This is a genomic window from Pantoea sp. NPDC088449, assembly GCF_044753225.1.
GTDB lineage: Bacteria > Pseudomonadota > Gammaproteobacteria > Enterobacterales > Enterobacteriaceae > Pantoea > Pantoea floridensis.
In genome coordinates this window covers 491,207-514,785 of the sequence record NZ_JBIVMT010000003.1, presented here as the reverse complement: position 1 = coordinate 514,785, position 23,579 = coordinate 491,207, and the positions used below count along the sequence as shown (strand labels likewise).

The following is a 23,579-nucleotide window of genomic DNA, read 5'->3' as shown; positions in this document are numbered from 1 at the left end:
TAACTATCTGCTCCATCACACTGCAGCAAATTACCTATAAAGGAAGAGATGTATGTTTGCTGGAGTACTGTTTGCGCTGGCCGCGGGGCTAATGTGGGGGCTGATCTTCGTCGGCCCGCTACTGATTCCGGATTATCCCGGCACCTTACAATCGGCCGGGCGCTATGTGGCATTTGGTTTATTGGTGTTGCCGCTGGCCTGGTTCGATCGCCGTCGCTTGCGTCAGCTAACGCGCAAAGATTGGGTTGAAGCGCTGAAGCTATCACTGATTGGTAACCTGCTGTATTACACGTTTCTTTCCAGCGCGATTCAACGAACCGGTGCACCGATCTCCACCATGATTATCGGCACGCTGCCGGTGGTGATGACCGTGACGGCCAATCTTTGCTATGGCCACGTGGAGGGACGCCTGCCGTGGCGTAAGCTGATGCCGGCTTTACTCATTATTGCTGTTGGGCTGATCTGCGTGAATATGGCTGAGATGCAGACGCAGGGGCCCGATTTTGATTGGTCGCGTTATCTGCTGGGTTTGCTGTTTGCGATACTGGCTTTAGCGTGCTGGACCTGGTATCCCCTGCGCAATGGTTTATGGTTGCGTGCTCATCCGCAGCATAAAGCAGGCAGCTGGGCGACGGCACAAGGTTTAGTGACGCTGCCGCTGGCGCTGGTGTTCTTTCTCTTAGTTTGCGGACAACTTCACTGGCAGCAACCTGAGTTTGCTCTGCCGTTTGGGCCACAGCCGCAGCGCTATCTGCTGTTAATGCTGGGACTGGGACTGTTTTGCTCATGGCTGGGCACATTGTGCTGGAATGCTGCCAGCCAGCGCGTGCCAACGGTGATCATGGGGCCGCTGATTGTCTTTGAAACCTTAGCCGGTTTGCTGTGGGCATTTCTGTGGCGACAAAGCTGGCCGCCGCTATTAACCCTAATGGGTATCGGCTGTCTGCTCGTGGGCGTGATCTATGCGATGCGTATTAAACCGCAGAAGGCTTAAGGTCTCAGATAGCGCGACTGGATAAACTATTCAGGAGCGCTTTTCCCTGTGTTTTTAAGAATTTCCCCCACGCTTTCCCCCCTTCGTATTGCCCTTTTTACCGCACGCGTTGCCCGCGATATAACAATACGGCTCATTTCATCCCCTTTTATCGCCCCTTTTTGTCATAAAAGACGCGATCCGGATGAGCAGCAAGGGGGAATTCAATGATGTTAAGGCCACCTAAACGCGCCCCGAAGTCACATCACCGTGGCTAAAGTGCGTTCCGGCGAGGTAAAAACAGGCGCGAAGAGGCGCAAAAAGGTGCATTTTACCTGCCTTTTATTGCCCCCTGGCACTGAAGTCGGCCGTTGAAAAGCCACTTTTTGCTTAAGGGAATACGCCGTTGTTAAGAAACATTCGATTAGGCGTGAACAAAAAACCATTAAGCGCGGCGATGATTATGGTGAAAGAATTTACCTTAACCGCCACTTTTTAGCCGTTATTGTTTAGGAGCAATAACGTATCTAATCAGGATAATTCCTGGCAGCAAGTTGGCGGATTTAGACTAGTTCCGTTGAAACAGGTAATCGTAAAGTCAGGCAATAGATCCAATTGAAAACAGAGGCAATGTGTTAGCGGTTACACGGCGTTGTTCATTAACGCTTAACAGAATTGTCTGCATTCAGGGCTGATGATTAATGTTGGTAAAGTAATAGCCGAAGCGCCAATCTCACGTTAATGAGATTGGACTTCGTCTAAATGGCTTGAATAGAGAGACTTTTGCTGATGTGAATCTATTTTACCGCAAAAAAGGAAGCAATTCCGCGATGGTATTCATCAGGAAAAATTGGTTCGAATTGTTATGTTGTGAACGCCGAATTAAATGATCTTCATATCTTCTGGTAAGAACAAATCTCAGCATTAAGTCAAATAACATCGGCCTTAATAATGCTAGCGATTATCTGTTCCTGATGGATAGTGATAAACGCTACGGCTAATATCCAGCAAGCGGCAGCTACGACGTGTACCTATGTCGAACGTGGTTTGCAGGAAGTTAACGGCCTGGCGCTTTTCATTTGTGGTGAAGAAGTTTTTTAGCACGCTTTGCAGCATCTCTTTGTCCGAACTCAGTGATTGCAGCTCGCGCGTAAGGTTAAGTAGCTGATCTTCCAGCTCCTTGATTTTACGACCTTCTTCGGAGGATAATCCTGAGAATTTCTTCTTCCAGCTATAGAAAGTGGCCTCGGAAATGCCTAGCTCCTCACAAATCTCCCTGACTTTCACTCCCGTTTCAGAAGCTTTAATGGCATTTGTGATTTGCTCTTCGCTATATCGTGACTTTCTCATAAATGCTATTACCTTTCTTATCAATTAGTGGATGAGAATTACTGTATTAATATCTGGCACTGCAAAAACACTATTAATGCAGTATTAAAGTGCGCGATTTGAATTGCGAGGGTTAAATTAAGATATTTAGAAGAAATATCATCATGGGATAAATCTTATTTTATTCTGAATGGCATTGAACGCCTTCCGGGCGTTAGGTTTTTGATATAAATTCACTCCATCCCAAATGCAGAAAAAATACTACATTCATTGGAAAAACGGCATAACCCAGACGCTGAAATGCTCGGGTGTGCCAGTAAACGTTTGTGCGGAATTTAAGCTGAAATCGTTTACATCCACGGAGTTTCGCACCGGATATAATCGGAATTTTCCTGAATATAGTTCTTAATTCCTGACGCGAGTCTCATTTTTCGGACCAGTTTGGTTTGAAGTTCATTAATTAAGTCAGGCCCACTGAGCGCTTGTTAATTCATTTCAAGGATGTTGTACCGAAAGTTGTTGTAGTTCGTAATACTAAGGATCAGTCAATGAAATTGAGCGTAATGTCGAATGCCGCCTGGATGATGTCTGAAAAGATTGTCTCCGTGTTCGGCGTCATATTTGTGACCTCCTACGTGGCAAAATCCTTTGGCCCAACCATCTTTGGCCAAATGGCGTTTTCGACCTCACTGTTTTCCATGGTGCAAACCGTGGCGATTTTCGGTACGGAAACCATTCTGTTTAAGCGGATTAGCAAAAGCGCACCGAAAGGGCTGCGCCTGATGACCGTAGCGCGCAATATGCGCCTGGTTTTGCTTTTGCTCACATCGCTGCCGGTGTTGATTTGGGTCTGGTACAACATGCAGGAAAATTTCCTCGCCTTTGCGCTGGCCTCGTTTATTTCCTCGGTGTTTGTGACGCAGGACACTTTCAGCGTCTATAACAATGCGCGCTTAGCGTCACGGCTGAACACCATCGCTAACTCGGTGGGATTGCTGCTGGGATTCACGCTGAGTTTCCTCATTGCCTGGCTACACCTCAATCCGCTGTGGCTCACCGTCTCCATTGTGGCGGTGACGCTGGTGCCGTATGCCATTAAGCGCATTAATTTTTACCGCGAAAATGAGGATGTGGCACCGCCACAGGAGAAGCGCAACGCCTATTTGCGCTACCTGCTCTATGCCGGATTGCCGCTGGCCATTTCCAGTATTTTCATCTCAGTGCAGGTGAAAGCGGCCCAGATGTTCCTGGCGGGCATCGCTTCAGCGCGCGACCTTGGCCTGTTTGCCGCGGCAAATACTATTTCGGCTTCATGGATTTTTATTCCGGTTGCCATCATCACTTCCTGCTTCTCGGAAATCTTCCGTGAGCGTGGAGAAGCCGCCATGAAGCTGACAGCACGGCTCAATGGTTATGTCATGGGTGTTTCATTGTTGTTGTTAGCGGTGATCGCGATGTACGGCGAAAAAATCATCATCGCTTTGTATGGTCACGAATACACACAGTCAGGAAGTCTCATTACGTTGTTGTCGTTAGCAACCTGCTTTTCGGCGATGGGGACCGTAGCGTATCGCTACATGGTCAAAGAAGGCGGGTTTAATTATCTGTTGAAGAAAATTGTTTGCCTGATGGTTATCAGCTTGCCGCTGTCGTGGTGGCTGATACAGGGCTACGGCATCATGGGTGCCGCCTGGAGCGTTTTCATCTCAGAATTGCTGTCTCTTACCGTAATGAATTACTTCTTCAAAAATGGCGTCATCCAAAAAATCCAGGTTTCCTCACTCAACTACAAAACCTACAAATGAGGTCAGATATGCTCAAGTTGAAAGAAGAACTCAGAAGAAGCGTGCAGTACTTCATTAAGAAGATGCCCTGGGCAACCCAGGATCGTATCTACTACTTTCATAAGTTTCGTAGATTACCCAACCTGCGTGAGCCGAAGGTCTTCAATGAGAAGGTGCTGTACCGCAAATTCGTCCACGGCGACTACCAGATCTACGGACGCCTGTCGGACAAATATTCAGTGCGTGAATATATCGCCGAGAAAGTGGGTAGCGAATACCTGATCCCGCTGGTGTATGAAACCAGCGATCCCAGCTCGCTGCACACCTTGCCGAGCTGGAAAAATACGGTGATCAAACCGAATCATGCCTCCAACATGGTGGAAATCCTGCTGGAAGAGCCGGACGCGCTGAAGAAGCAGCAGATTATTAACGACTGTCATCGCTGGTTGAAAACCGACTTCGCCAATGAGGCGCGTGAGATTCACTATCGCTACATCAAGCCGCGTATTCTGGTGGAGCAGTACATCGGTGATGGTAAAACGGCACCGATTGATTACAAATTCCACATGTTCAATAAGCGCGATGGCAATTTTGAATATGTGCTGCAGGTGATTTACAACCGCTGTAATCCGCTGTTGTCGATGAACTTTTATGTTAACAATCTGAAAGAGGCCTATCACAAGATTCGTGATACCGGCCTGGACGTGACACCGCAGATGGCGTCGTTACAGCACGCCCTGGCGTTGAGCAAAACGCTGGCCAGTGATTTCGATTACGTGCGCGTGGATTGGTACATCGATAACGACCAGATCTACTTTGGCGAATTGACCTTTACGCCGGGAGCTGGCTTAGTGACCGGTCTGGATCGCGGGCTTAATCAAATGATGGGTGATATGTGGATTCAGGATCGTCGCGGTACGAAGATACCGGGCGTCACGGTTGCGGATGTCGCCATCCCGGCCGTATTGAAGAAAATTTAAGAATCACACAGCAAAATAAAAAACCCCGCCTTGGCGGGGTTTTTTATTGGCGGCGATTAAGGCATCGGCCAGTCTGCTGGCGCCTGGCTCATCACCTGGATAAAGGCGTTCTTAGAGATTTCCATAAAGTTATGCAGATTCTCCATGCTTAACGTAATGCCAAGCAGGCCGGTAACGAACCAGCAGGACATGCCCACACCAATACCTCCACACAGCAGCGCCATCACGTGATGACTGTTTTGACGCAGTCGAATTTTCATGGTGCTGGCAAAGAACATCATTACTGCGCTCAGGAGTTCCCAGCGCATAACAATCAAACTGGTGGTTAACGTGGCCATCTGCAAAAAACCTCTTAGAATCAGTGATATCCCCGACATTCAATGGACATCACTGGCGGCAAAGAAGGAAGGTCAGGGAAGCCCTTCTGGCCGTCTTACTGCAAACAAGAAAGTGTGACTTGGCTCACATTATATCACTCGATTTTAAATTTTGAACAAAATTTATACCTTGTATGGTAGAAATTTTTTCATCAAAGAGGGAGGAATTTGCGGGCAAAAAGAGAGGTGCGCCCGCTTGGGGCGCGCAGAAAAGGTTAGCTAACCGGGCAGCACTCGCCGGTTGTACGTTGGGCAAAGCTGTTCATACTGCTCTCGACGCAGTCAAAACTGAGCAGACGTGGACGCTGCATCATCGCCTGACGACGCATGGTATGACGATAAGCGGTCGGCGTTTGCGAGAACTGACGGCGGAACACGCGTGAGAACGTCTGCTGCGAATCGTAGCCGTACTGCATGGCGATATCGAATACCGGGCGCTGGGTTTGACGCAGCGCTTCTGCGGCCAGCGTCAGACGACGTTCGCGAATATAGCCACCCAGCGTCTGTTTCGTGACGGCACGGAACATACGCTGCAGATGCCATTTTGAGTAACCTGATTTTGCTGCGACTTCATCAATTGACAGCGCTTTATCCAGATTCTGATCGATCCAGTGGGTCAGCGAATGAATGATTTCCTGTTGCATCATAGCCTCATCCTTCTGATGGTTAATACCTGGTTAGAAATTCGTAGTTTTGCTGGGGTGCGAGTATAATTCCTCAAGTTAACTTGAGGTAAAGGCCCTAAATGAAAAAAGAACGCAATTACCCGAAGCCGGTGCTGACGCCGGGCGAAGTGGCGAAACGCAGCGGTGTGGCGGTCTCGGCGCTGCACTTCTATGAAACCAAAGGATTGATTTTTAGCTCACGCAACGGCGGTAATCAGCGCCGCTACAGCCGAGATGTGTTGCGCCGCGTGGCGATCATTAAAATTGCGCAGCGCATTGGCATTCCGCTGGCAACGGTGAGCGATAGCCTGACGCACGTGCCGGCCAATAAGCGTATGTCGACGCAGGAGTGGGATGCGCTAACGCAGCACTGGCGTGAAGAACTGGATAAGCGCATCGAAACCCTTACGCGTTTACGTAACGATCTTGATGGCTGCATCGGCTGCGGCTGTTTATCGATGCGTGACTGCCCGCTACGCAATCCCGATGACCGCCTGGGCGAACAAGGTTCGGGTGCGGTACTGCTCGATCCTGAACAAGACGAGCAGAAACGGTAATCGACTATACTTGCCGGGACACTTTTACCGGCAAGGAAAACCGTATGATCACCGTTCACCATCTGGAAAATTCCCGCTCGCACCGCGTGTTATGGCTGCTGGAAGAGCTCTCGGTGCCTTACCAAATCAAACGTTATCAGCGTGAAAACAGCCTGCTGGCGCCTGATTCCTTAAAGAAAGTCCATCCGCTGGGTAAATCCCCGGTGATCACCGATGGCAATCGGGTTATTGCCGAATCGGGCGCTATTCTCGAATATCTGCAAATGCGCTATGACAGTGAACATCAGCTGGCCTTGAGTGATGAGGATGAACAGATTCAGTCGCGTTATTGGCTCCATTACGCCGAAGGATCGCTCATGCCGCTGTTAGTGATGAAACTGGTGTTTGCTCAGCTGGGCAAGAAGCCGGTGCCGTGGCTGCTGCGTCCTGCGGGCATCGCGCTGAGTAAGGGCATTCAAAAGGCCTGGCTGAACAAACAGCTGGCGTTGCACGGCAGCGTCATCGAACAGCATCTCAGCCAGCACGCTTATTTTGCCGGTTCACGTTTTAGTATCGCCGATGTGCAGATGAGCTTCCCGCTGCTGGCGCTGCAGATGCGCGGTTCACTGCGTGAGATGCCCGCCACCGCACGCTGGCTGGAAACCATGCAGCAGCGCGCCGCCTGGCAACGCGCCATTGAGCAGGGCGGCCCGATTCAACTGCAGAGTTGATTGCGGCCAGGTCGTCATGAATGACGCCCCTACAAAGCCCATGATCGTAAGGTCGCCATTCATGGCGACCTGGGAACCCCATTGGCTGGATTTATCCTGCAATCCCCGCGATTAGTAGTTGAAAACACCATGCCAAACGCCAGATAATCGTTTGCCTTTTTTCCCTGTCTCTTTTTACCAACAGGAATACGCGGCGACGTAAACGTTTGCCTGGATTTTCACCATGAAAATCTCGCATCAGGGAGCAGCAAACGCGCGCCGTGCGGCAACTCACATCACAAAAAATATTGAGGAATGATTATGTCTGGTGAATCGCGCCCGGCCAGTGGAAAACTGGACGCCTGGTTCAACATCTCTGCACGCGGCAGCAGCGTGCGTCAGGAAATATTAGCGGGTCTGACGACGTTTCTGGCGATGGTCTACTCGGTTATCGTGGTCCCCAGCATGTTGGGCAAAGCGGGCTTCTCGCCGACGGCGGTGTTCGTTGCTACCTGTCTGGTCGCAAGCTTTGGCTCAATCATCATGGGCTTGTGGGCAAATCTGCCCATGGCGATTGGCTGTGCTATCTCACTGACCGCTTTCACTGCCTTTAGCCTGGTGCTCGGCCAGCACATTAGCGTACCGGTGGCGCTCGGCGCGGTGTTCCTGATGGGCTTACTGTTCACGCTGATTTCAGTGACCGGTATTCGCACGTGGATTCTGCGTAACTTACCGATGGGGGTGGCGCACGGCACCGGCGTGGGTATCGGCCTGTTCCTGATGTTGATTGCCGCAGACGGCATTGGTTTGGTGGTGAAGAACCCGGCGGCGGGCTTGCCGGTGGCGCTCGGCCATTTTGCTTCGTTTCCGGTGATCATGGCGCTGGTGGGACTGGCGGCCATTTTCGGTCTGGAGAAACGTCGCGTACCGGGCGGCATCCTGCTGACCATTATTGCGATCTCCATTATCGGTTTGATTTTCGATCCGGCGGTGACCTACCAAGGTCTGTTCGCCATGCCGAGTCTGAAGGATGCCAACGGTCAATCGGCGATGTTTAGCCTGGATATCATGGGTGCGCTGCAACCGGTCGTGCTGCCAAGCGTGCTGGCGCTGGTAATGACTGCGGTATTCGATGCCACCGGCACCATTCGCGCGGTAGCGGGGCAGGCGAATCTACTGGATAAAGAGGGCCAGATCATGAACGGTGGCCGCGCGCTGACCACGGATTCTGTCAGCAGCCTGTTCGCCGGTCTGGTGGGCGCATCACCCGCTGCGGTTTATATTGAATCGGCCGCAGGTACGGCGGCAGGGGGCAAAACCGGTCTGACGGCGATCGTGGTCGGCTTGTTGTTCCTGGTGATTCTATTTATGTCGCCGCTGGCGTATCTGGTTCCCGCTTACGCCACCGCCCCCGCGCTGATGTATGTTGGCCTGCTGATGCTCAGCAACGTGGCAAAAATCGACTTCAATGATTTCGTGGATGCGATGTCTGGGTTGCTGACTGCAGTCTTCATCGTGCTGACGTGCAACATCGTAACCGGCATCATGCTCGGCTTCGCTTCGCTGGTGATTGGTCGCCTGTTCGCGGGTGAATGGCGCAAGCTGAACGTTGGCACAGTGGTGATTGCTGTCGCGCTGGTGGTGTTCTACGCCGGTGGTTGGGCTATCTAAAAAACCAAGATTTTTCTCTTTCTGCTCCTCGCCGCACATCGGGTTGCCCGCTGTGCGGCGTTTTGTTTTACACTTTCCCACGCAACAACATCGCTTTAATGAAATTGATTCGCCTAAGGAAAGCATGGAAATCTTCTTTACTATTCTCATCATGACGCTGGTGGTTTCACTCTCCAGCGTGGCGGCACGTATTCTGCCGTTTCAAATTCCTCTACCGCTGGTGCAGATTGCCGCCGGTGCATTACTCGCTTTTCCCGTCTTCGGCCTGCATGTCGATTTTGACCCGGAACTGTTCCTCGTGCTGTTCATTCCGCCGCTGCTGTTCGCAGATGGCTGGAAAACGCCGATTAACGAATTTCTCCATCACGGTCGTGAAATCATGGGGCTGGCGCTGGTTCTGGTGCTGATCACCGTGGTCGGGATTGGTTACCTGATTTACTGGCTGGTGCCGGGCATTCCGCTGATTCCCGCCTTTGCGCTGGCGGCGGTGCTGTCGCCCACCGATGCCGTGGCGCTGTCCGGCATTGTCGGTGAAGGGCGTATCCCGAAAAAGATCATGTCGATTGTGCAGGGCGAGGCCCTGATGAACGACGCATCGGGCCTGGTATCGCTCAAGTTTGCGGTGGCAGTCGCCATGGGCACCATGGTGTTTACGTGGGGCGGTGCCAGCGTTGAGTTTCTTAAAGTGGCCGTGGGCGGTTTGGTTGCCGGCGTCGCAATATGCTGGCTGTATGGTCGCTCGCTGCGCCTGCTGAGCCGCTGGAGCGGAGATGACCCGGCCACCCAAACCGTGCTGCTGCTGCTGTTACCGTTCGCCTCTTATCTGATTGCCGAACACCTTGGCGTGTCCGGCATCCTGGCCGCCGTGGCCGCAGGGATGACCATCACGCGTTCCGGCATTATCCGTCAGGCACCGCTCGCCATGCGTCTGCGTGCGAACAGCGTGTGGCAGATGCTGGAGTTTGTCTTTAACGGCATGGTGTTCCTGATGCTCGGCCTGCAGTTGCCAGACATCCTTTCCACGTCGATTGCCCAGGCACAAGCCGATCCCAATGTGGAACTGTGGATGTTGCTCACTGACGTCTTGTTGGTGTACGCCGCCCTGATGGTGGTGCGATTCGGCTGGCTGTGGATCATGAAGCGCACCAGTCAGCGCCTGCTGAAGAAAAAGCCGCTGGAGTTTACCAACTATTCGCTGCGCGAATTGCTGATTGCCTCTTTTGCCGGGGTGCGCGGTGCCATCACGCTGGCCGGTGTGCTGTCGATTCCGCTGTTCCTCAGCAATGGCGATCCCTTCCCGGCGCGCTATGAATTGGTGTTTATCGCCACCGGTGTGATTCTGGTTTCGCTGCTGGTCGGCGTGGTACTGCTGCCGATTCTGCTGCGCGATGTGGAAAGCATCGATAAGGTCGGTCATCGTCGTGAGATTCAGTTCGCGCGTGCCGCCATGGCGGGTGTGGCGATAGAGAGCCTGCACAAAATGGAGCAACGCCTCGAGAGTGACGCGGAAGAGAACATCGATCCCGAACTGCTGAAAGAAGTCAGTTTGCGGGTAATTGGCAATCTACGTCGCCGGGCGGAAGGCAAAAACGATATTGAGCAGGCGCAGTTTGCTGAAAACCTTGAGCGTCGTTTCCGCCTCAATGCGCTGCGAGCCGAACGTGCAGAGGTGTATCACCTGCGCGCGACGCAGGAAATCTCTAACGAGACGATGCAGAAACTGCTGCACGATCTCGATCTGCTCGAAGCGCTGCTGATAGAGAAAGAGGAATAGCGGCAAGCCTGTTTTTCACCTGTAGCGGTGCAATCCAGGTGCGCATGAATGCGCACCCTACGTAAACCCAGCCAGATAAACGTAGGGTCGCCATTTATGGCGACCGGTTCAGAATCCAGGTGCGCATGAATGCGCACCCTACGTAAACCCAGCCAGATAAACGTAAGGTCGCCATTTATGGCGACCGGTTCAGAACGTTACTGTGCTGCTGTTGTTTTCACACCGAAAGCCGCGGTGCCTTATCCGGCCAGTGTTCACGGCAGCACTCAATCCATGCCTGCGCACTGCGTGATAAGTAACTGCCCTCTCGCCAAATCAAGCCCAGGCTCCACTGCAGCTCCGAATCTAGCGGCAGCCACAGCAGCGACTGCTTATCCAGCCGCTGACAGATCGGTTCCGGCAAAATCGCCAATCCCATCCCCGCTTGCACCATTGACGCCAGAAAATCCCACTGCGCACTGCGTAGCGCAATGTTCGGTGTTACGCCCAGACGTTGAAACGCTTTCATGATTTGGCGATTAAGTGCGAACTCTTCATTGAGAATCAGCAGCGGATGCCGGGCTAATTCAGCCAAACCTACTTTGCGATGCTGTAGCCAGCTTTCACTGCGCGGCAGCAATACGCACATCGGATGGTGCATCAGCGCCAGCGTATTGAGCGGCAGTACTGCATCAAGCGGCAGTGCGGTGAGGGCGATATCCAGCGCGCCGCTCAGCACCGCTTGTTGCGCGGTTAGCCCGCCAAACTCAGAAATTTTTAGCTGCACGCCAGGATAACGGCGACGAAAGGCAGAGATAGAACCCGCAATCTGCATGCCGACCATTGGCGGAATGCCCAGCCGCAGCTCACCGGTTTTTAGCTGGTTGATATCGCCTAACTCCGCCTCCAGCTGATGAAACTCCTGCAAAATCGCCAGCCCGCGCTGATAAACCGCCTGGCCACTGTCGGTCAGATGCAGCTTGCGCCCTTCGCGCAGCAGCAAGGTGCAGCCCAGTTCCTCCTCCAGCTGTCGCAGCATTTTGCTGATGGTGGGTTGCGTCACGTACAGCTTCTCAGCGGCGCGGGTGAAGCTCTGCTGACGGACCACTTCAGTGAAGTAGCGCAAGGCTCGCACGTCCATAAACATTCCTTTTTGGCATAGTTTGAATGATTTTAATTCATTTCTTTCACAGTTTGCGGCGGATTTATACTAGAGCCCTGAATTATTCATCGGGGTGAAAGGAAATGATGGCATTAAGTCCGCGCAGAACGGATCTCCTGCAACGCGCTTTCGTACCGCTGCAGCTGGTGCTGTATGTCGGATTGTTTATGTTCAGCGGCGAGCTGGTGAGCTGGCTGCATCTACCGCTGCCTGCCAATGTGGTTGGTATGGTGTTGCTGCTGGGACTTATCATGACGCACATTGTGCCGCTGCGCTGGGTGAAAGCCGGCGCCAACTGGCTGCTGGCCGAAATGCTGCTGTTCTTTATCCCGGCGGTGGTGGCGGTGGTGAATTACAGCGATTTATTGCGCAGTGAAGGCTGGCGTATCTGCGTGGTGATTGGCGTGAGCACCTTGCTGGTGCTGGCGTCGACCTCACTAGTGGTCGACCATTTATACCGTTTTGAACTGGCGCGCGCTGCACGCAAGCAGGCCCATCATGAATGATCTACTGATTAGCCTGCTGTGTCTGGGATTCACGCTGCTGGTCTATTACATCAACAAAGTCCTGTATCGTCGCTGGCGTACGCTGCTGCTCATGCCGCTGGTACTCACGCCGCTGGTGCTGGTGGCGCTGCTGCTGCTTACCCACGTGAGCTGGAAAAATTATATCGCCGAAAGTCACTGGCTGATTTGGCTGCTCGGCCCGGCAACGCTGGCATTTGCCGTACCGGTGTATGAGAACCTCGAGATCATCAAGCGCCACTGGCTATCGCTGAGCGTGGGCGTCGTCACCGCTACGCTGGTGGCGGTGTGCAGCTCGGTATGGCTGGCGCGTTTACTGGCGCTGCCGGAATCCATCCAGCGCAGCCTGGCAGTACGTTCGATTACCACACCGTTTGCGCTGGCGGCAGCACAGCCGATTGGCGGTCAGCCGGATCTGGTGGCGCTGTTTGTGGTGATCACCGGCGTGTTCGGTATGGCGGTGGGCGATGTTCTGTTCCTGCGTATTGCCATTAAGCAGGGCGTGGCGAAAGGCGCGGGCTTCGGTGCGGCATCGCACGGTGCAGGGACCGCGCGCGCTTATCAACTGGGTCAGCAAGAAGGGGTGGTCTCGAGCCTGGTAATGATGCTCTCCGGCGTGGTGACGGTCATTCTCGCGCCCCTGCTCAGTCATCTGCTGTGGGCCGCTTAACAAGCGGCTCTTTTGCCCGTCGTAACCCATTTTTACGTAAAGCTTTCCAAATAATGTTGTCTCCCGCTGCCAGGCTGGTACCCTTGCCGCCGAATTATTGGTCCTTCATGGAGTGGAATCACATGTTAAAGCAACTTGTTACTGGAAGCGTATTGGGTCTGGCACTGCTGAGCAGCGGCGCACAGGCGATTGAGGGCAGTGTTGACGTGGGTGAGCACAGCACCAACCTGAACCTTGGTCTCGGTACTACCTCGCCAGGCCTGTTCCTGAAAGGCAACTGGCTGCGCAGCGATCACGATGGCAGCACCTATGGTGCCGGCCTGGGCTATAACATCGACGTGGGCGATTTCCGCATTGCGCCAACGGCGAAAGCGCTATTCACCCATCCGGAAGATGGTCGTGATGGCTTTACCGTAGCAGTGGGCGGCGGCGCGCAGTACAGCTTCAACAGCATGTGGGGACTGTATGGCGAATATTACTATGCACCGGAAGCGTTCTCCGATCGTCTGGATAGCTATCAGGAAGCGTCTGGTGGCCTGAGCTTCACGCCAATTTCGCTGCTGAACCTGCGTGTGGGTTATCAGTATATTGAGCTGAACAATAAGGGCAGCCGTAAAGATAACGTGCTGGTTGATGGGCCGTACGTTGGCGCGTCACTGCGTTTCTAATGATGATATAACCAGGTGCGCATTAATGCGCACCCTACGCCGTAGGGTCGCCATTTATGGCGACCTGGTTAATTACCGCTCCTAGTGCGATTTACCCTGCGAAATTCCTATTCCCGTCTGCGAACGAATAAACTGTCCGCGGAAGCGAGCACGTTCCTCGGCACCGCGCGCCGAGTGGTCGGTGATCGAGAACAGCCAAATGCCGATAAACGCCGCCAGCATTGAGAACAGCGCCGGATACTCATACGGATAAATCGGCTTCTCATGCCCCAGCACCTGCACCCAAATGGTTGGGCCAAGGATCATCAATAGCACTGCCGTAATCAATCCCAGCCAGCCGCCAATCATCGCGCCGCGCGTGGTCAGTTTTGACCAGTACATCGAAAGCAAAATAATGGGGAAGTTACAGCTGGCAGCAATCGAGAACGCCAGACCGACCATAAAGGCGATGTTCTGTTTTTCAAACAGAATCCCCAGCGCAATCGCCACCACGCCTAATACCAACACGGTGATCTTCGAGATGCGCAACTCATCGCGTTCTGTCGCTTTACCTTCGCGGATTACGCTGGCATAGAGATCGTGTGACACCGCAGAAGCGCCCGCCAATGTCAGACCCGCAACGACCGCCAGAATGGTGGCGAAAGCCACGGCCGAGATAAAGCCGAGGAACAAGCTGCCGCCAACCGCATTCGCCAGATGGACCGCCGCCATGTTGGTGCCGCCGAGCAGGGCGCCGCTGGCATCTTTGAAGGCCGGATTCGATCCCACCAGTAATATCGCGCCGAAGCCGATAATAAAGGTCAGGAAGTAGAAGTAGCCCATAAAGCCGGTGGCCCAGAACACACTTTTACGCGCTTCACGCGCATCGGCCACGGTAAAGAAGCGCATCAGAATATGCGGCAAACCGGCGGTACCGAACATCAAGCCCAGCCCGAGTGACAGCGCCGAGATCGGATCTTTCACCAGCCCGCCGGGCTGCATAATCGCCGCACCTTTCGGATGCACCGCCATGGCTTCGGTGAACAACGTATTGAAGCTGAAGCCGGTGGCTTTCATCACCATAATCGCCATAAAGCTGGCGCCAAACAGCAGCAGCACCGCTTTGATGATCTGCACCCAGGTGGTGGCCAGCATGCCGCCGAACAGCACGTACAGCACCATCAAAATACCCACCATCACCACCGCGATGTGGTAATCCAAACCAAACAGCAGCTGGATAAGCTTACCGGCACCGACCATCTGCGCAATCAGATACAGCGCCACCACGACCAGCGAGCCGCAGGCCGACAATGTACGGATGGGTTTCTGTGCGAGGCGATAGGAGGCAACATCAGCAAAGGTGTAACGACCGAGATTGCGCAGGCGTTCGGCAATCAAAAACAGGATCATCGGCCAGCCGACAAGGAAGCCGAGCGAGTAGATCAGCCCATCGTAACCCGAGGTATAAACCAGGGCGGAAATACCGAGGAACGAGGCGGCGGACATAAAGTCACCGGCAATGGCCAGCCCGTTCTGGAAACCGGTGATATTACCGCCGGCGGTGTAGTAATCGCTGCGCGAACGGGTGCGCTTGGATGCCCAATAAGTAATGCCGAGCGTCGCTGCCACAAACACCACGAACATAATAATGGCTTCATAGTTGGTGGCCTGACGCTGTACCGCGCCGGTTATCGCATCGGCGGCAAACACGCTGGCGGGCACAATAGCCAAAAACATCGAGAGCAAGCGCTTCATGATTTCACCTCGCTCAGGATCTGTTTGGTCAGACGGTCAAACTCGCCGTTGGCACGCCATACGTAGACGCCGGTCAGCACGAAAGACATCACGATGAGGCCGACGCCAATGGGAATACCCCGCGTCACGTTGGTACCTGCATGCAATGGCGTGCCCAGCCAGCCGGGCGCAAAGGCAATGAGCAGAATAAAGCCGACGTACAGCACCAGCATGATAATGCTAAGTAGCAGCGCGAAGGCCTGACGTTTGTGCACCAGTTCGTGATAGCGCGGGTTATTTTCGATTTGTAGCCAGATTGCTTCCTGTTGTTCCAGGGTTTCGTTCATCACATTTTCTCCAGAGGCAAGGCAGACAGCAATCTCACAATAAAGTGATTTAACTGGCTGAATATTCTAGTTATATATACCCTTCATACTTCAAGCTACAGGTATGTTGGCTGCGTATGCTCATCCCAGTCACTGACTTCAGTAAGCTCCTGGAATTCTCATCCTTGCCGCCTTCCTGCAGCTCGAATTATTTTGGGTATGGGTTGTGCGATGTTGAAAGGCATACGGCGTAAGGTAAAGGTGACGGAGAGTAACCTGCCGTGGACAGGCTGACACTCTCCGTCGGGACGATGCCGATTACGGCATGGTGATGGACTGTTTCTCCTCCAGCAATTTCTCTACCACGCCCGGATCGGCCAGCGTAGAGGTATCGCCGAGATTGCTGGTATCACCGGCAGCGATTTTGCGCAGAATGCGACGCATAATCTTGCCGGAGCGGGTTTTTGGCAGCGAGTCGGTCCAGTGCAGCACATCCGGCGTGGCAATCGGGCCAATCTCTTTTCGTACCCAGTTACGCACTTCGGTATACAGCTCTGGCGAAGGCTCTTCACCGTGGTTTAGCGTGATGTAAGCGTAGATCGCCTGGCCCTTAATGCTGTGCGGAATACCCACCACCGCGGCTTCGGCAATTTTTGGATGCGACACCAGCGCTGATTCGATCTCGGCGGTACCTAAGCGGTGACCGGAGACGTTGAGCACATCATCCACGCGACCGGTGATCCAGTAATAGCCATCTTCATCACGGCGCGCGCCGTCACCGCTGAAGTAGCGATTTTTGAAGGTGGAGAAGTAGGTCTGCTCGAAACGATCGTGATCGCCATACAGCGTACGCGCCTGGCCTGGCCAGGAGTCGACGATCACCAGGTTACCTTCGGTGGCGCCATCCAGCTGATTGCCATCGTTATCGACCAGCGCCGGCTGCACGCCAAAGAAAGGTTTGGTGGCGGAACCGGCTTTCAATTCGGTGGCGCCCGGCAGCGGCGTGATCATAAAACCGCCGGTTTCGGTCTGCCACCAGGTATCGACGATCGGGCAACGGCTGTCGCCAATCTTCTTGTAATACCACTCCCAGGCTTCTGGATTGATCGGTTCACCCACCGAACCCATAATGCGCAAGCTGCTACGATCGGTGCCTTCAATCGCCTTATCGCCTTCGGCCATCAGGGCGCGGATCGCGGTTGGCGCGGTATACAGCAAGGTAACCTTATGTTTATCCACCACTTCAGCCATGCGGCTCGGCTTTGGCCAGTTCGGCACGCCTTCAAACATCAGCGTGGTCGCCCCGCACGCCAGCGGGCCGTAAATCAGGTAGCTGTGACCGGTGATCCAGCCGACATCAGCGGTACACCAGTAGACATCATCAGGATGATAATCAAACACATACTTGAAAGTGCTGGCGGCATACACCAGATAACCGCCGGTGGTATGCAGCACGCCTTTCGGCTTGCCGGTGGAGCCGGAGGTATAGAGGATAAACAGCGGATGTTCGGCATCCACGGCAACCGGTTCATGCCGATCGCTGGCCTTTGCCACTAAATCGTGCCACCACAGGTCGCGGCCTTCGCGCCAGCCGGTCTCTTTACCGGTGCGCTTGAACACCACCACATTTTTCACCGTGGTGACGTTTGGATTGTTCAGCGCGTCATCAACGTTTCGCTTCAGCGGAATGCTGCGGCCGGCGCGAACGCCTTCGTCGGCGGTAATAATCAGTTTGGCATTGGAATCAACCACGCGTCCGGCAACCGCTTCCGGTGAGAAGCCGCCAAAAATTACCGAGTGCACCGCGCCAATGCGGGCGCAAGCCAGCATCGCGACGGCGGCCTCTGGCACCATCGGCATGTAAATCGCCACTACGTCGCCTTTTTTCACACCAAGGCTCACGAGCACATTGGCAAAGCGGCAGACGTCGCCATGCAGTTCGCGGAAGGTCAGGGTTTTGCTTTCGCTGGCGTCATCGCCTTCCCAAATAATCGCGGGATGATCGCCACGCGTTTGCAGATGGCGATCGAGGCAGTTGGCGGCGAGGTTCAGCGCGCCGTCTTCATACCAGCGAATCGAAATATTGCCGGGGGCAAAGGAAGTATTTTTCACTTTGCTGTAGGGCTTAATCCAGTCGAGGATTTTACCTTGTTCGCCCCAAAAAGCGTCGGGATCGTCAACCGATTGTTGGTACAGCGCCGCATACTGATCGGCATTTATCAGGGCATTCGCTGCAATGGCAGCGGGTACGGGATGCTTGTGTATTTGGCTCATGGCTGACCTCCTTGAAGATGTTAATCATATGTCAATCAAAGGTTAAGGGAAGAGCGCAATAGGGCTTTGTTTCTGTTTTGTAGTCTGGATCACGACCTTTCCACCCGGCAAAATGCCCTTGAATCACTTGTTTAAAACGCTGCGTAAATTGCAGCTTGTGCTGCTCTAAGCCTACGAGATCTCTGCCACTGTTGTGCAAATAATCAGCAAACGCACCGGCGTGCTTTTTGCCCAGTTATGCATAGCTATGCGGAAACTTATCGAATTAACACTTTTCATAACAGCGAGTTATGGTCATTAACAAGCCTCAGCATTTTATGCTACTAACCTGAGTAAGATTTGCGCTATCGCGCCGGGGGTTGCATTTACCGTAGTGAAAATGGTACTTATCTCGGCCCTGTTCAGCAGGTATCTACTCAGGCTGCATCATTTCGCAGGCGCAAAATGCCTGCCAAGCGGTAAACGGCGCAGTCCACAATAACCTTCTATTTTTATCGGGCTTTTGCTCACTTCCCTGTGTGACATTTCTCCTGCACCTTCGCAGCAGAGCAAAGGGGTTTTTGACTTGAGGAAATAAAGCGTTATGAAAGGTTTTAAATTCACCCTTGCATGGCAGATTTTAGTTGCGCTGATTTTGGGCGTGATTGTAGGAACCGTGCTGCATAATCAGCCCGGCGAACGTGAATGGTTAATCACCAACATTCTGACGCCAGCCGGTGATATCTTTATCCATCTGATCAAAATGATCGTGGTGCCGATTGTTATTTCCTCGCTGATTGTCGGCATTGCCGGCGTTGGAGATGCGAAAAAGCTCGGCCGTATTGGTGTCAAAACCATCATCTATTTTGAAGTGATTACCACCATTGCCATTGTGGTCGGCATTACGCTGGCCAACGTATTCCAACCCGGTAGCGGCATTGATATGTCAACGCTGGTAACGGTGGACATCTCTAAATACGAAGCGACAACGGCCGCCGTGCAGGACGCACCGCACGGCCTGGTGACCACCATCCTGTCGCTGATCCCGCAGAACATCTTCGCCTCGCTGGTGAAGGGTGACATGCTGCCGATTATCTTCTTCTCGGTACTGTTTGGTATGGGCCTGTCGGCGCTGCCATCGGAGCATCGCGATCCGCTGGTTACGGTATTCCGTTCTATTTCCGAAACCATGTTTAAAGTGACGCACATGATCATGCGTTATGCGCCGGTGGGTGTATTTGCGCTGATTGCGGTCACTATCGCCAACTTTGGATTTGCTTCGCTTTATCCACTCGCCAAGCTGGTGCTGCTGGTGTACGTGGCAATTCTGTTCTTTGCTTTCGTGGTGCTCGGCACCGTGGCACGCTTGTGTAAGCTGCGCATTACTACGCTGATGCGCATTCTGAAAGACGAGCTGATTCTTGCCTATTCCACCTCAAGTTCCGAAACCGTTCTGCCGCGCATTATGCAGAAGATGGAAGCCTATGGTGCGCCGAAAGCCATCACCAGCTTCGTGGTGCCAACCGGTTACTCGTTTAATCTCGATGGTTCAACACTGTACCAAAGCATTGCGGCGATCTTTATCGCCCAGCTGTATGGCATTGATCTGTCGCTCACCGACGAGATCATTCTGGTGCTGACGCTGATGGTGACCTCAAAAGGGATTGCTGGTGTGCCGGGTGTCTCCTTTGTGGTGCTGCTGGCGACGCTGGGCAGCGTGGGTATTCCGCTGGAAGGATTGGCGTTTATCGCCGGTGTTGATCGCATCATGGATATGGCACGAACTGCGCTGAACGTCATCGGTAACGCGTTGGCGGTACTGGTAATTGCACGCTGGGAAGACCAGTTCGACGCCAAACAGGCCGCTGCCTACGAGCAGCAGCTGCGTACGCAAAGCGCCAGTTAATTTGCCGGTGCGCATGAATGCGCACCCTACGTCATAGGGTCGCCATTCATGACGATCGGTATCCACAGAAACCCGCTTCGGCGGGTTTTTTTATGCCCGCTGCAGACAAGTCTTATAACCCTTTGTCTCAAACCTTGCTTAAATCCATACCCACTATAACCACAAGTGCTGCATAGCGTAGTTATAGTGGGTATAATGACTGTGTGCCAGGGACTCAAGGAGGCTGGATTGACCAGTGGCGAACTCATAAAGCTTTTAGAGCAAAATGGCTGGGTACAGAAAAGGGTGAAAGGAAGTCACCACATCTTCAAAAAGGATGGCGTGAGTTATGCCATTGCCGTCCCTCATCCCACAAAAGATATTTCAACGGGGACGCTAAGCAAAATACTTAAACAGATATGAAAACAGGCGCACACAGCGCGCCCAAATTTCGGTAATAATTTTAAGTGCCTTGTACGTAATAGAAATCCAGCTTGAGCGGGTAGGGGGTTGCAAATGAGATATCCAATTTACATCCATAAGACAGAAACTGGCACTTACTCAGGGTTTGTACCAGATGTAACCGGATGCTATTTCGCAGGCGATACCTTCGAGAACACAATCAAAGATGCAGCGGAAGCGATAGACGCGCACGTAGAGTTTACGGTTGATGAAGGCGGTGCAATTCCAGAAGCTAAAACTTTTGATGCGCATCTTGATAATGAAGACTGCCAGGGCGGCACCTGGGCTTATGTCGATGTCGATGTAAGCAAGTATGATGGAAAGGCAATCAAGTTAAACATCACGATTGCACAAAACTTGTTAGCGCGCATTGATCGTTACGTCGAGGAACATCGTGAATATGGGTCAAGAAGTGGATTCTTAGCGGAGTTAGCCCGCAGAGAGTTGGCTAAAACATAAGAAATTCCCGTAAGACGTTTAATCATGGGTAATAGCCTGCTTATGCAGGCTTTTTTGTGGACGTCTGCCATCCCCAGTAGCGAGCAAAAATGACATATACCTGACGAATTAACAATTCTTTGTGATATATAGTTTGTTGAATAAATTATTCTCTCACAGGAGCCTGTCATGCAGATCGATCTCAGCCAGATGATTACCGAAGGCCGTAATCCCGCCAGCCAAAACATTGATGAGCTGGAGACTGAAGCCATGCTGCGCGTGATTAATGATGAAGACAAAAAAGTGGCGCTGGCGGTAGAAGCCATCGTGCCGCAGATTGCGCAGGTGGTGGATGCTATTACTGCGGCTTTCAGTAAGGGCGGCCGTCTCATCTACTGTGGCGCGGGCACATCGGGGCGTTTGGGCATCCTTGATGCCAGTGAATGTCCGCCTACTTTTGGCACGCCGCGCAGCCAGGTGGTGGGATTGATTGCGGGTGGCCACGCTGCAATTCTGCAGGCGGTAGAAAACGCCGAAGACAACGTTGAGCAGGGTGCACAGGATCTGCGTGATATTGCTTTTAGCGCCAGCGATGTGCTGGTGGGCATTGCTGCCAGCGGCCGGACACCTTATGTACTTGGCGCTCTGGCGTATGCCCGCCAGCAAGGGGCTTTTACCGCCGCGTTGACCTGTAACCCTAACAGCCCGATGTCACAGGTCGCTGATGTGGCGCTGACGCCGGTGGTTGGCCCCGAAGTGGTGACCGGTTCTTCGCGCATGAAAGCCGGCACCGCGCAGAAGCTGGTGCTGAATATGCTCACTACCGGGGCGATGATTCGCAGCGGCAAGGTGTATGGCAATCTTATGGTCGATGTTGAAGCCACCAATCAGAAGCTGGTACAGCGCCAGGTGAATATTGTTAAGCAAGCCACCGAGTGTGACGATGCCACCGCGCAGCAGGCGCTGGCAGCCTGTCACGGACACTGTAAAACCGCGATTGTGATGGTGCTGGCCGAACTCAATGCTGAAGAGGCGCAAGCCCTGCTGAGCCAGAATCAGGGCTTTATCCGTAACGCTTTGCGTGGCGCAGGAGCTAATTAATGGCCGCTATCGAAGGTGTAGTGCGCGACATTTTGCAGGCGGTGGGTGGCGCAACCAATGTGGTGCAGTGCGGCAACTGTATGACACGCCTGCGCCTGACGCTGGCGGATGCTGCACGTGTTGATAGCGCAAAGCTTAAAACGCTACCGGGCGTGTTGGGGGTCATTGAGAGCGATGCGCAGTTACAAATCGTGCTTGGCCCCGGTAAGGCGCAAACCGCGGCAGAGAAGATGCAGGCGTTACTCAATGATGGCAGTGAAGCCGCTGCATCACAGGAGCTGCAAGGTATTGCCTCCGCGCAAAAGCAGCAGATGAAGGCGAAGCAAACCAGCGCATTGCACCGTTTCCTCTCCCGCTTTGCCACCATTTTTACGCCGCTGATCCCTGGTTTCATCGGTGCCGGTTTGCTCCTGGGCTTTGCCACGCTGATTGAGCAGGTATTCCACCTTAATCAGCCCGGCGAACACGCGCGCTGGCTGCTTGCGACCGTGGCGTACATGAAGGTGTTCGGCAAAGGGTTGTTCACGTTCCTGAGTATTTTGATTGGTTATAACGCGCAGAAAGCCTTTGGTGGCACCGGCGTGAACGGCGCGATCGTCGCTTCACTGTTTATCCTCGGCTATGTGCCCAAAGCCACGGTCGGCTATTACAGCGGCATGGAAGATTTCTTTGGTATGGCGATCGATCCGCGCGGCAACATTATTGGCGTGCTGCTGGCGGCTATATTTGGTGCTTGGGTTGAGAAACAGCTGCGAAAAGTGGTTCCCGATAATCTCGATATGATTTTGACGTCACTGCTGACATTACTTATTACTGGCGCCGTCACCTTCATGGTCATTATGCCGATTGGCGGTGAATTATTTAAAGGGATGTCATGGCTTTTCATCAATTTAAACAGTAATCCGTTTGGCTGTGCTCTCCTCGCCGGGCTGTTTTTAATTGCGGTGATGTTCGGTATCCATCAAGGCTTTATTCCGGTCTATTTTGCTCTAATGGAAACCCAGGGTTTTAATTCACTTTTTCCGATACTGGCGATGGCCGGAGCCGGGCAGGTGGGTGCTTCGCTAGCGCTGTGGTGCAAAGCCGATAAGCATTCGCTGCTGCGCAAGCAAATTAAGGGCGCGATTGTGCCGGGCTTATTGGGCGTGGGCGAGCCGCTGATTTATGGCGTGACGCTGCCGCGCCTCAAACCCTTTATTACTGCCTGTCTGGGCGGTGCGCTGGGCGGCTTCTTTATTGGACTGGTAGCGTGGCTGGGCCTGCCCGTCGGGATGAACACGGTGTTTGGTCCATCGGGGCTGGTGACGCTACCGTTAATGACCTCATCCCAGGGGATTTTTGCCGGTATGGCGGTGTATTTAGCCGGGCTAATAGTGGCGTGGATTGGAGGCTTCGCATTTACGTGGTGGGGCGGAACGCGAAATGTGGATTTGAGCTAAACGCAGTGCGGATGTTGGTTCGGTGCGCATTAATGTGCACCCTACAGCGTAGGGTCGCCATTTATGGCGACCGAAAAAATAGTGATTTGAGTCACATTTTTGCATTTTCTCGTATCGCTTACTCGTTTAGGTTATTTTTGCCGTTATCGGACCGAGTGTA

Annotated in this window: 22 protein-coding genes; 15 read left to right on the top strand and 7 right to left on the bottom strand. The window is 53.2% G+C overall.

Going from position 1 to position 23,579, the window contains the following annotated elements; all coding sequences use genetic code 11:
* The first annotated feature begins 52 nt into the window (after positions 1-52).
* Complete coding sequence (locus tag ACIP6T_RS16840; protein ID WP_345827422.1) at positions 53-994, top strand: DMT family transporter; 942 nt, start codon at positions 53-55, stop codon at positions 992-994.
* 933 nt (positions 995-1,927) lie between these two features.
* On the opposite strand, the gene ACIP6T_RS16835 is transcribed toward ACIP6T_RS16840, so the two are convergent.
* Positions 1,928-2,323 (bottom strand): transposase, encoded by a 396-nt coding sequence (locus tag ACIP6T_RS16835; protein WP_097095207.1) that lies wholly within the window; start codon positions 2,321-2,323, stop codon positions 1,928-1,930.
* 527 nt (positions 2,324-2,850) lie between these two features.
* Between ACIP6T_RS16835 and ACIP6T_RS16830 the strand changes: the two genes are divergently transcribed.
* Together ACIP6T_RS16830 and ACIP6T_RS16825 are read left to right on the top strand one after the other, a co-directional pair.
* On the top strand, positions 2,851-4,107 hold the full coding sequence (locus tag ACIP6T_RS16830) for a polysaccharide biosynthesis C-terminal domain-containing protein (protein WP_097095206.1): 1,257 nt from the start codon (positions 2,851-2,853) through the stop codon (positions 4,105-4,107).
* 8 nt (positions 4,108-4,115) lie between these two features.
* Complete coding sequence (locus tag ACIP6T_RS16825; protein ID WP_097095205.1) at positions 4,116-5,066, top strand: ATP-grasp fold amidoligase family protein; 951 nt, start codon at positions 4,116-4,118, stop codon at positions 5,064-5,066.
* A gap of 56 nt (positions 5,067-5,122) precedes the next feature.
* Here the strand turns inward: ACIP6T_RS16825 and ACIP6T_RS16820 are convergent, their stop codons facing one another.
* Both ACIP6T_RS16820 and soxS read right to left on the bottom strand, forming a co-directional pair.
* Entirely contained in the window at positions 5,123-5,404 is a 282-nt protein-coding gene (locus ACIP6T_RS16820; RefSeq protein ID WP_097095204.1) for a YjcB family protein, read from the bottom strand.
* Between the two features lie 254 nt (positions 5,405-5,658).
* A complete protein-coding gene (gene soxS / locus ACIP6T_RS16815; RefSeq protein ID WP_097095203.1) occupies positions 5,659-6,090 on the bottom strand; it encodes a superoxide response transcriptional regulator SoxS in 432 nt (143 codons plus the stop codon).
* 98 nt (positions 6,091-6,188) lie between these two features.
* Here soxS and soxR point away from each other — a divergent pair, with 98 nt between their 5' ends.
* From soxR to ACIP6T_RS16795, 4 genes are all read left to right on the top strand, one after another.
* On the top strand, positions 6,189-6,665 hold the full coding sequence (gene soxR / locus ACIP6T_RS16810) for a redox-sensitive transcriptional activator SoxR (RefSeq protein ID WP_400458161.1): 477 nt from the start codon (positions 6,189-6,191) through the stop codon (positions 6,663-6,665).
* A gap of 44 nt (positions 6,666-6,709) precedes the next feature.
* Complete coding sequence (locus ACIP6T_RS16805; protein WP_097095202.1) at positions 6,710-7,375, top strand: glutathione S-transferase family protein; 666 nt, start codon at positions 6,710-6,712, stop codon at positions 7,373-7,375.
* 300 nt (positions 7,376-7,675) lie between these two features.
* On the top strand, positions 7,676-9,025 hold the full coding sequence (locus tag ACIP6T_RS16800; protein WP_097095201.1) for an NCS2 family permease: 1,350 nt from the start codon (positions 7,676-7,678) through the stop codon (positions 9,023-9,025).
* Positions 9,026-9,149: 124 nt separating this feature from the next.
* Positions 9,150-10,799, top strand: coding sequence for a Na+/H+ antiporter (locus ACIP6T_RS16795; RefSeq protein ID WP_097095200.1), 1,650 nt, complete (start codon positions 9,150-9,152; stop codon positions 10,797-10,799).
* Between the two features lie 217 nt (positions 10,800-11,016).
* On the opposite strand, the gene ACIP6T_RS16790 is transcribed toward ACIP6T_RS16795, so the two are convergent.
* Positions 11,017-11,919: a LysR family transcriptional regulator gene (locus ACIP6T_RS16790; protein ID WP_400458160.1), complete on the bottom strand. Its 903-nt coding sequence runs from the start codon at positions 11,917-11,919 to the stop codon at positions 11,017-11,019.
* 104 nt (positions 11,920-12,023) lie between these two features.
* On the opposite strand from ACIP6T_RS16790, the gene ACIP6T_RS16785 reads away from it, so the two are divergent.
* From ACIP6T_RS16785 to ACIP6T_RS16775, 3 genes are all read left to right on the top strand, one after another.
* On the top strand, positions 12,024-12,446 hold the full coding sequence (locus tag ACIP6T_RS16785; RefSeq protein WP_097095198.1) for a CidA/LrgA family protein: 423 nt from the start codon (positions 12,024-12,026) through the stop codon (positions 12,444-12,446).
* Entirely contained in the window at positions 12,439-13,134 is a 696-nt protein-coding gene (locus ACIP6T_RS16780; protein WP_097095197.1) for an LrgB family protein, read from the top strand. The genes ACIP6T_RS16785 and ACIP6T_RS16780 overlap by 8 nt, the downstream gene beginning before the upstream one ends.
* A 122-nt stretch (positions 13,135-13,256) precedes the next feature.
* A complete protein-coding gene (locus ACIP6T_RS16775; protein WP_097095196.1) occupies positions 13,257-13,802 on the top strand; it encodes a YfaZ family outer membrane protein in 546 nt (181 codons plus the stop codon).
* An 81-nt stretch (positions 13,803-13,883) separates the two neighbouring features.
* Here the strand turns inward: ACIP6T_RS16775 and actP are convergent, their stop codons facing one another.
* The 3 genes from actP to acs form a co-directional block, all read right to left on the bottom strand.
* Positions 13,884-15,536, bottom strand: a complete 1,653-nt coding sequence (gene actP, locus ACIP6T_RS16770) for a cation/acetate symporter ActP (RefSeq protein ID WP_097095195.1) — start codon at positions 15,534-15,536, stop codon at positions 13,884-13,886.
* Positions 15,533-15,862 carry a DUF485 domain-containing protein gene (locus ACIP6T_RS16765; RefSeq protein ID WP_097095194.1) on the bottom strand — a complete coding sequence of 110 codons (330 nt, stop codon included), beginning with the start codon at positions 15,860-15,862 and terminating at the stop codon, positions 15,533-15,535. The genes actP and ACIP6T_RS16765 overlap by 4 nt, the downstream gene beginning before the upstream one ends.
* A gap of 297 nt (positions 15,863-16,159) precedes the next feature.
* Complete coding sequence (gene acs, locus ACIP6T_RS16760) at positions 16,160-18,115, bottom strand: acetate--CoA ligase (RefSeq protein WP_097095193.1); 1,956 nt, start codon at positions 18,113-18,115, stop codon at positions 16,160-16,162.
* A 583-nt stretch (positions 18,116-18,698) separates the two neighbouring features.
* Between acs and gltP the strand changes: the two genes are divergently transcribed.
* The 5 genes from gltP to murP all read left to right on the top strand — a co-directional run bounded on the left by gltP (position 18,699) and on the right by murP (position 23,419).
* A complete protein-coding gene (gene gltP / locus ACIP6T_RS16755) occupies positions 18,699-20,000 on the top strand; it encodes a glutamate/aspartate:proton symporter GltP (protein ID WP_097095192.1) in 1,302 nt (433 codons plus the stop codon).
* 228 nt (positions 20,001-20,228) lie between these two features.
* Complete coding sequence (locus ACIP6T_RS16750; RefSeq protein WP_400458159.1) at positions 20,229-20,402, top strand: type II toxin-antitoxin system HicA family toxin; 174 nt, start codon at positions 20,229-20,231, stop codon at positions 20,400-20,402.
* 93 nt (positions 20,403-20,495) lie between these two features.
* Positions 20,496-20,900: a type II toxin-antitoxin system HicB family antitoxin gene (locus ACIP6T_RS16745; protein WP_097095190.1), complete on the top strand. Its 405-nt coding sequence runs from the start codon at positions 20,496-20,498 to the stop codon at positions 20,898-20,900.
* 168 nt (positions 20,901-21,068) lie between these two features.
* On the top strand, positions 21,069-21,980 hold the full coding sequence (gene murQ, locus ACIP6T_RS16740; protein ID WP_400458158.1) for an N-acetylmuramic acid 6-phosphate etherase: 912 nt from the start codon (positions 21,069-21,071) through the stop codon (positions 21,978-21,980).
* Complete coding sequence (gene murP, locus ACIP6T_RS16735; RefSeq protein WP_400458157.1) at positions 21,980-23,419, top strand: PTS N-acetylmuramic acid transporter subunit IIBC; 1,440 nt, start codon at positions 21,980-21,982, stop codon at positions 23,417-23,419. Before murQ ends, murP begins: the two co-directional genes overlap by 1 nt.
* The last annotated feature ends 160 nt before the right edge of the window (positions 23,420-23,579 follow it).

Bases quoted from the DNA above. Each gene is read 5' to 3' on its own strand.
- ACIP6T_RS16840 (WP_345827422.1), top strand. From the start codon at position 53: ATGTTTGCTGGAGTACTGTTTGCGCTGGCCGCGGGGCTAATGTGGGGG.
- ACIP6T_RS16835 (WP_097095207.1), bottom strand. From the start codon at position 2,323: ATGAGAAAGTCACGATATAGCGAAGAGCAAATCACAAATGCCATTAAA.
- ACIP6T_RS16830 (WP_097095206.1), top strand. From the start codon at position 2,851: ATGAAATTGAGCGTAATGTCGAATGCCGCCTGGATGATGTCTGAAAAG.
- ACIP6T_RS16825 (WP_097095205.1), top strand. From the start codon at position 4,116: ATGCTCAAGTTGAAAGAAGAACTCAGAAGAAGCGTGCAGTACTTCATT.
- ACIP6T_RS16820 (WP_097095204.1), bottom strand. From the start codon at position 5,404: ATGGCCACGTTAACCACCAGTTTGATTGTTATGCGCTGGGAACTCCTG.
- soxS (WP_097095203.1), bottom strand. From the start codon at position 6,090: ATGATGCAACAGGAAATCATTCATTCGCTGACCCACTGGATCGATCAG.
- soxR (WP_400458161.1), top strand. From the start codon at position 6,189: ATGAAAAAAGAACGCAATTACCCGAAGCCGGTGCTGACGCCGGGCGAA.
- ACIP6T_RS16805 (WP_097095202.1), top strand. From the start codon at position 6,710: ATGATCACCGTTCACCATCTGGAAAATTCCCGCTCGCACCGCGTGTTA.
- ACIP6T_RS16800 (WP_097095201.1), top strand. From the start codon at position 7,676: ATGTCTGGTGAATCGCGCCCGGCCAGTGGAAAACTGGACGCCTGGTTC.
- ACIP6T_RS16795 (WP_097095200.1), top strand. From the start codon at position 9,150: ATGGAAATCTTCTTTACTATTCTCATCATGACGCTGGTGGTTTCACTC.
- ACIP6T_RS16790 (WP_400458160.1), bottom strand. From the start codon at position 11,919: ATGGACGTGCGAGCCTTGCGCTACTTCACTGAAGTGGTCCGTCAGCAG.
- ACIP6T_RS16785 (WP_097095198.1), top strand. From the start codon at position 12,024: ATGATGGCATTAAGTCCGCGCAGAACGGATCTCCTGCAACGCGCTTTC.
- ACIP6T_RS16780 (WP_097095197.1), top strand. From the start codon at position 12,439: ATGAATGATCTACTGATTAGCCTGCTGTGTCTGGGATTCACGCTGCTG.
- ACIP6T_RS16775 (WP_097095196.1), top strand. From the start codon at position 13,257: ATGTTAAAGCAACTTGTTACTGGAAGCGTATTGGGTCTGGCACTGCTG.
- actP (WP_097095195.1), bottom strand. From the start codon at position 15,536: ATGAAGCGCTTGCTCTCGATGTTTTTGGCTATTGTGCCCGCCAGCGTG.
- ACIP6T_RS16765 (WP_097095194.1), bottom strand. From the start codon at position 15,862: ATGAACGAAACCCTGGAACAACAGGAAGCAATCTGGCTACAAATCGAA.
- acs (WP_097095193.1), bottom strand. From the start codon at position 18,115: ATGAGCCAAATACACAAGCATCCCGTACCCGCTGCCATTGCAGCGAAT.
- gltP (WP_097095192.1), top strand. From the start codon at position 18,699: ATGAAAGGTTTTAAATTCACCCTTGCATGGCAGATTTTAGTTGCGCTG.
- ACIP6T_RS16745 (WP_097095190.1), top strand. From the start codon at position 20,496: ATGAGATATCCAATTTACATCCATAAGACAGAAACTGGCACTTACTCA.
- murQ (WP_400458158.1), top strand. From the start codon at position 21,069: ATGCAGATCGATCTCAGCCAGATGATTACCGAAGGCCGTAATCCCGCC.
- murP (WP_400458157.1), top strand. From the start codon at position 21,980: ATGGCCGCTATCGAAGGTGTAGTGCGCGACATTTTGCAGGCGGTGGGT.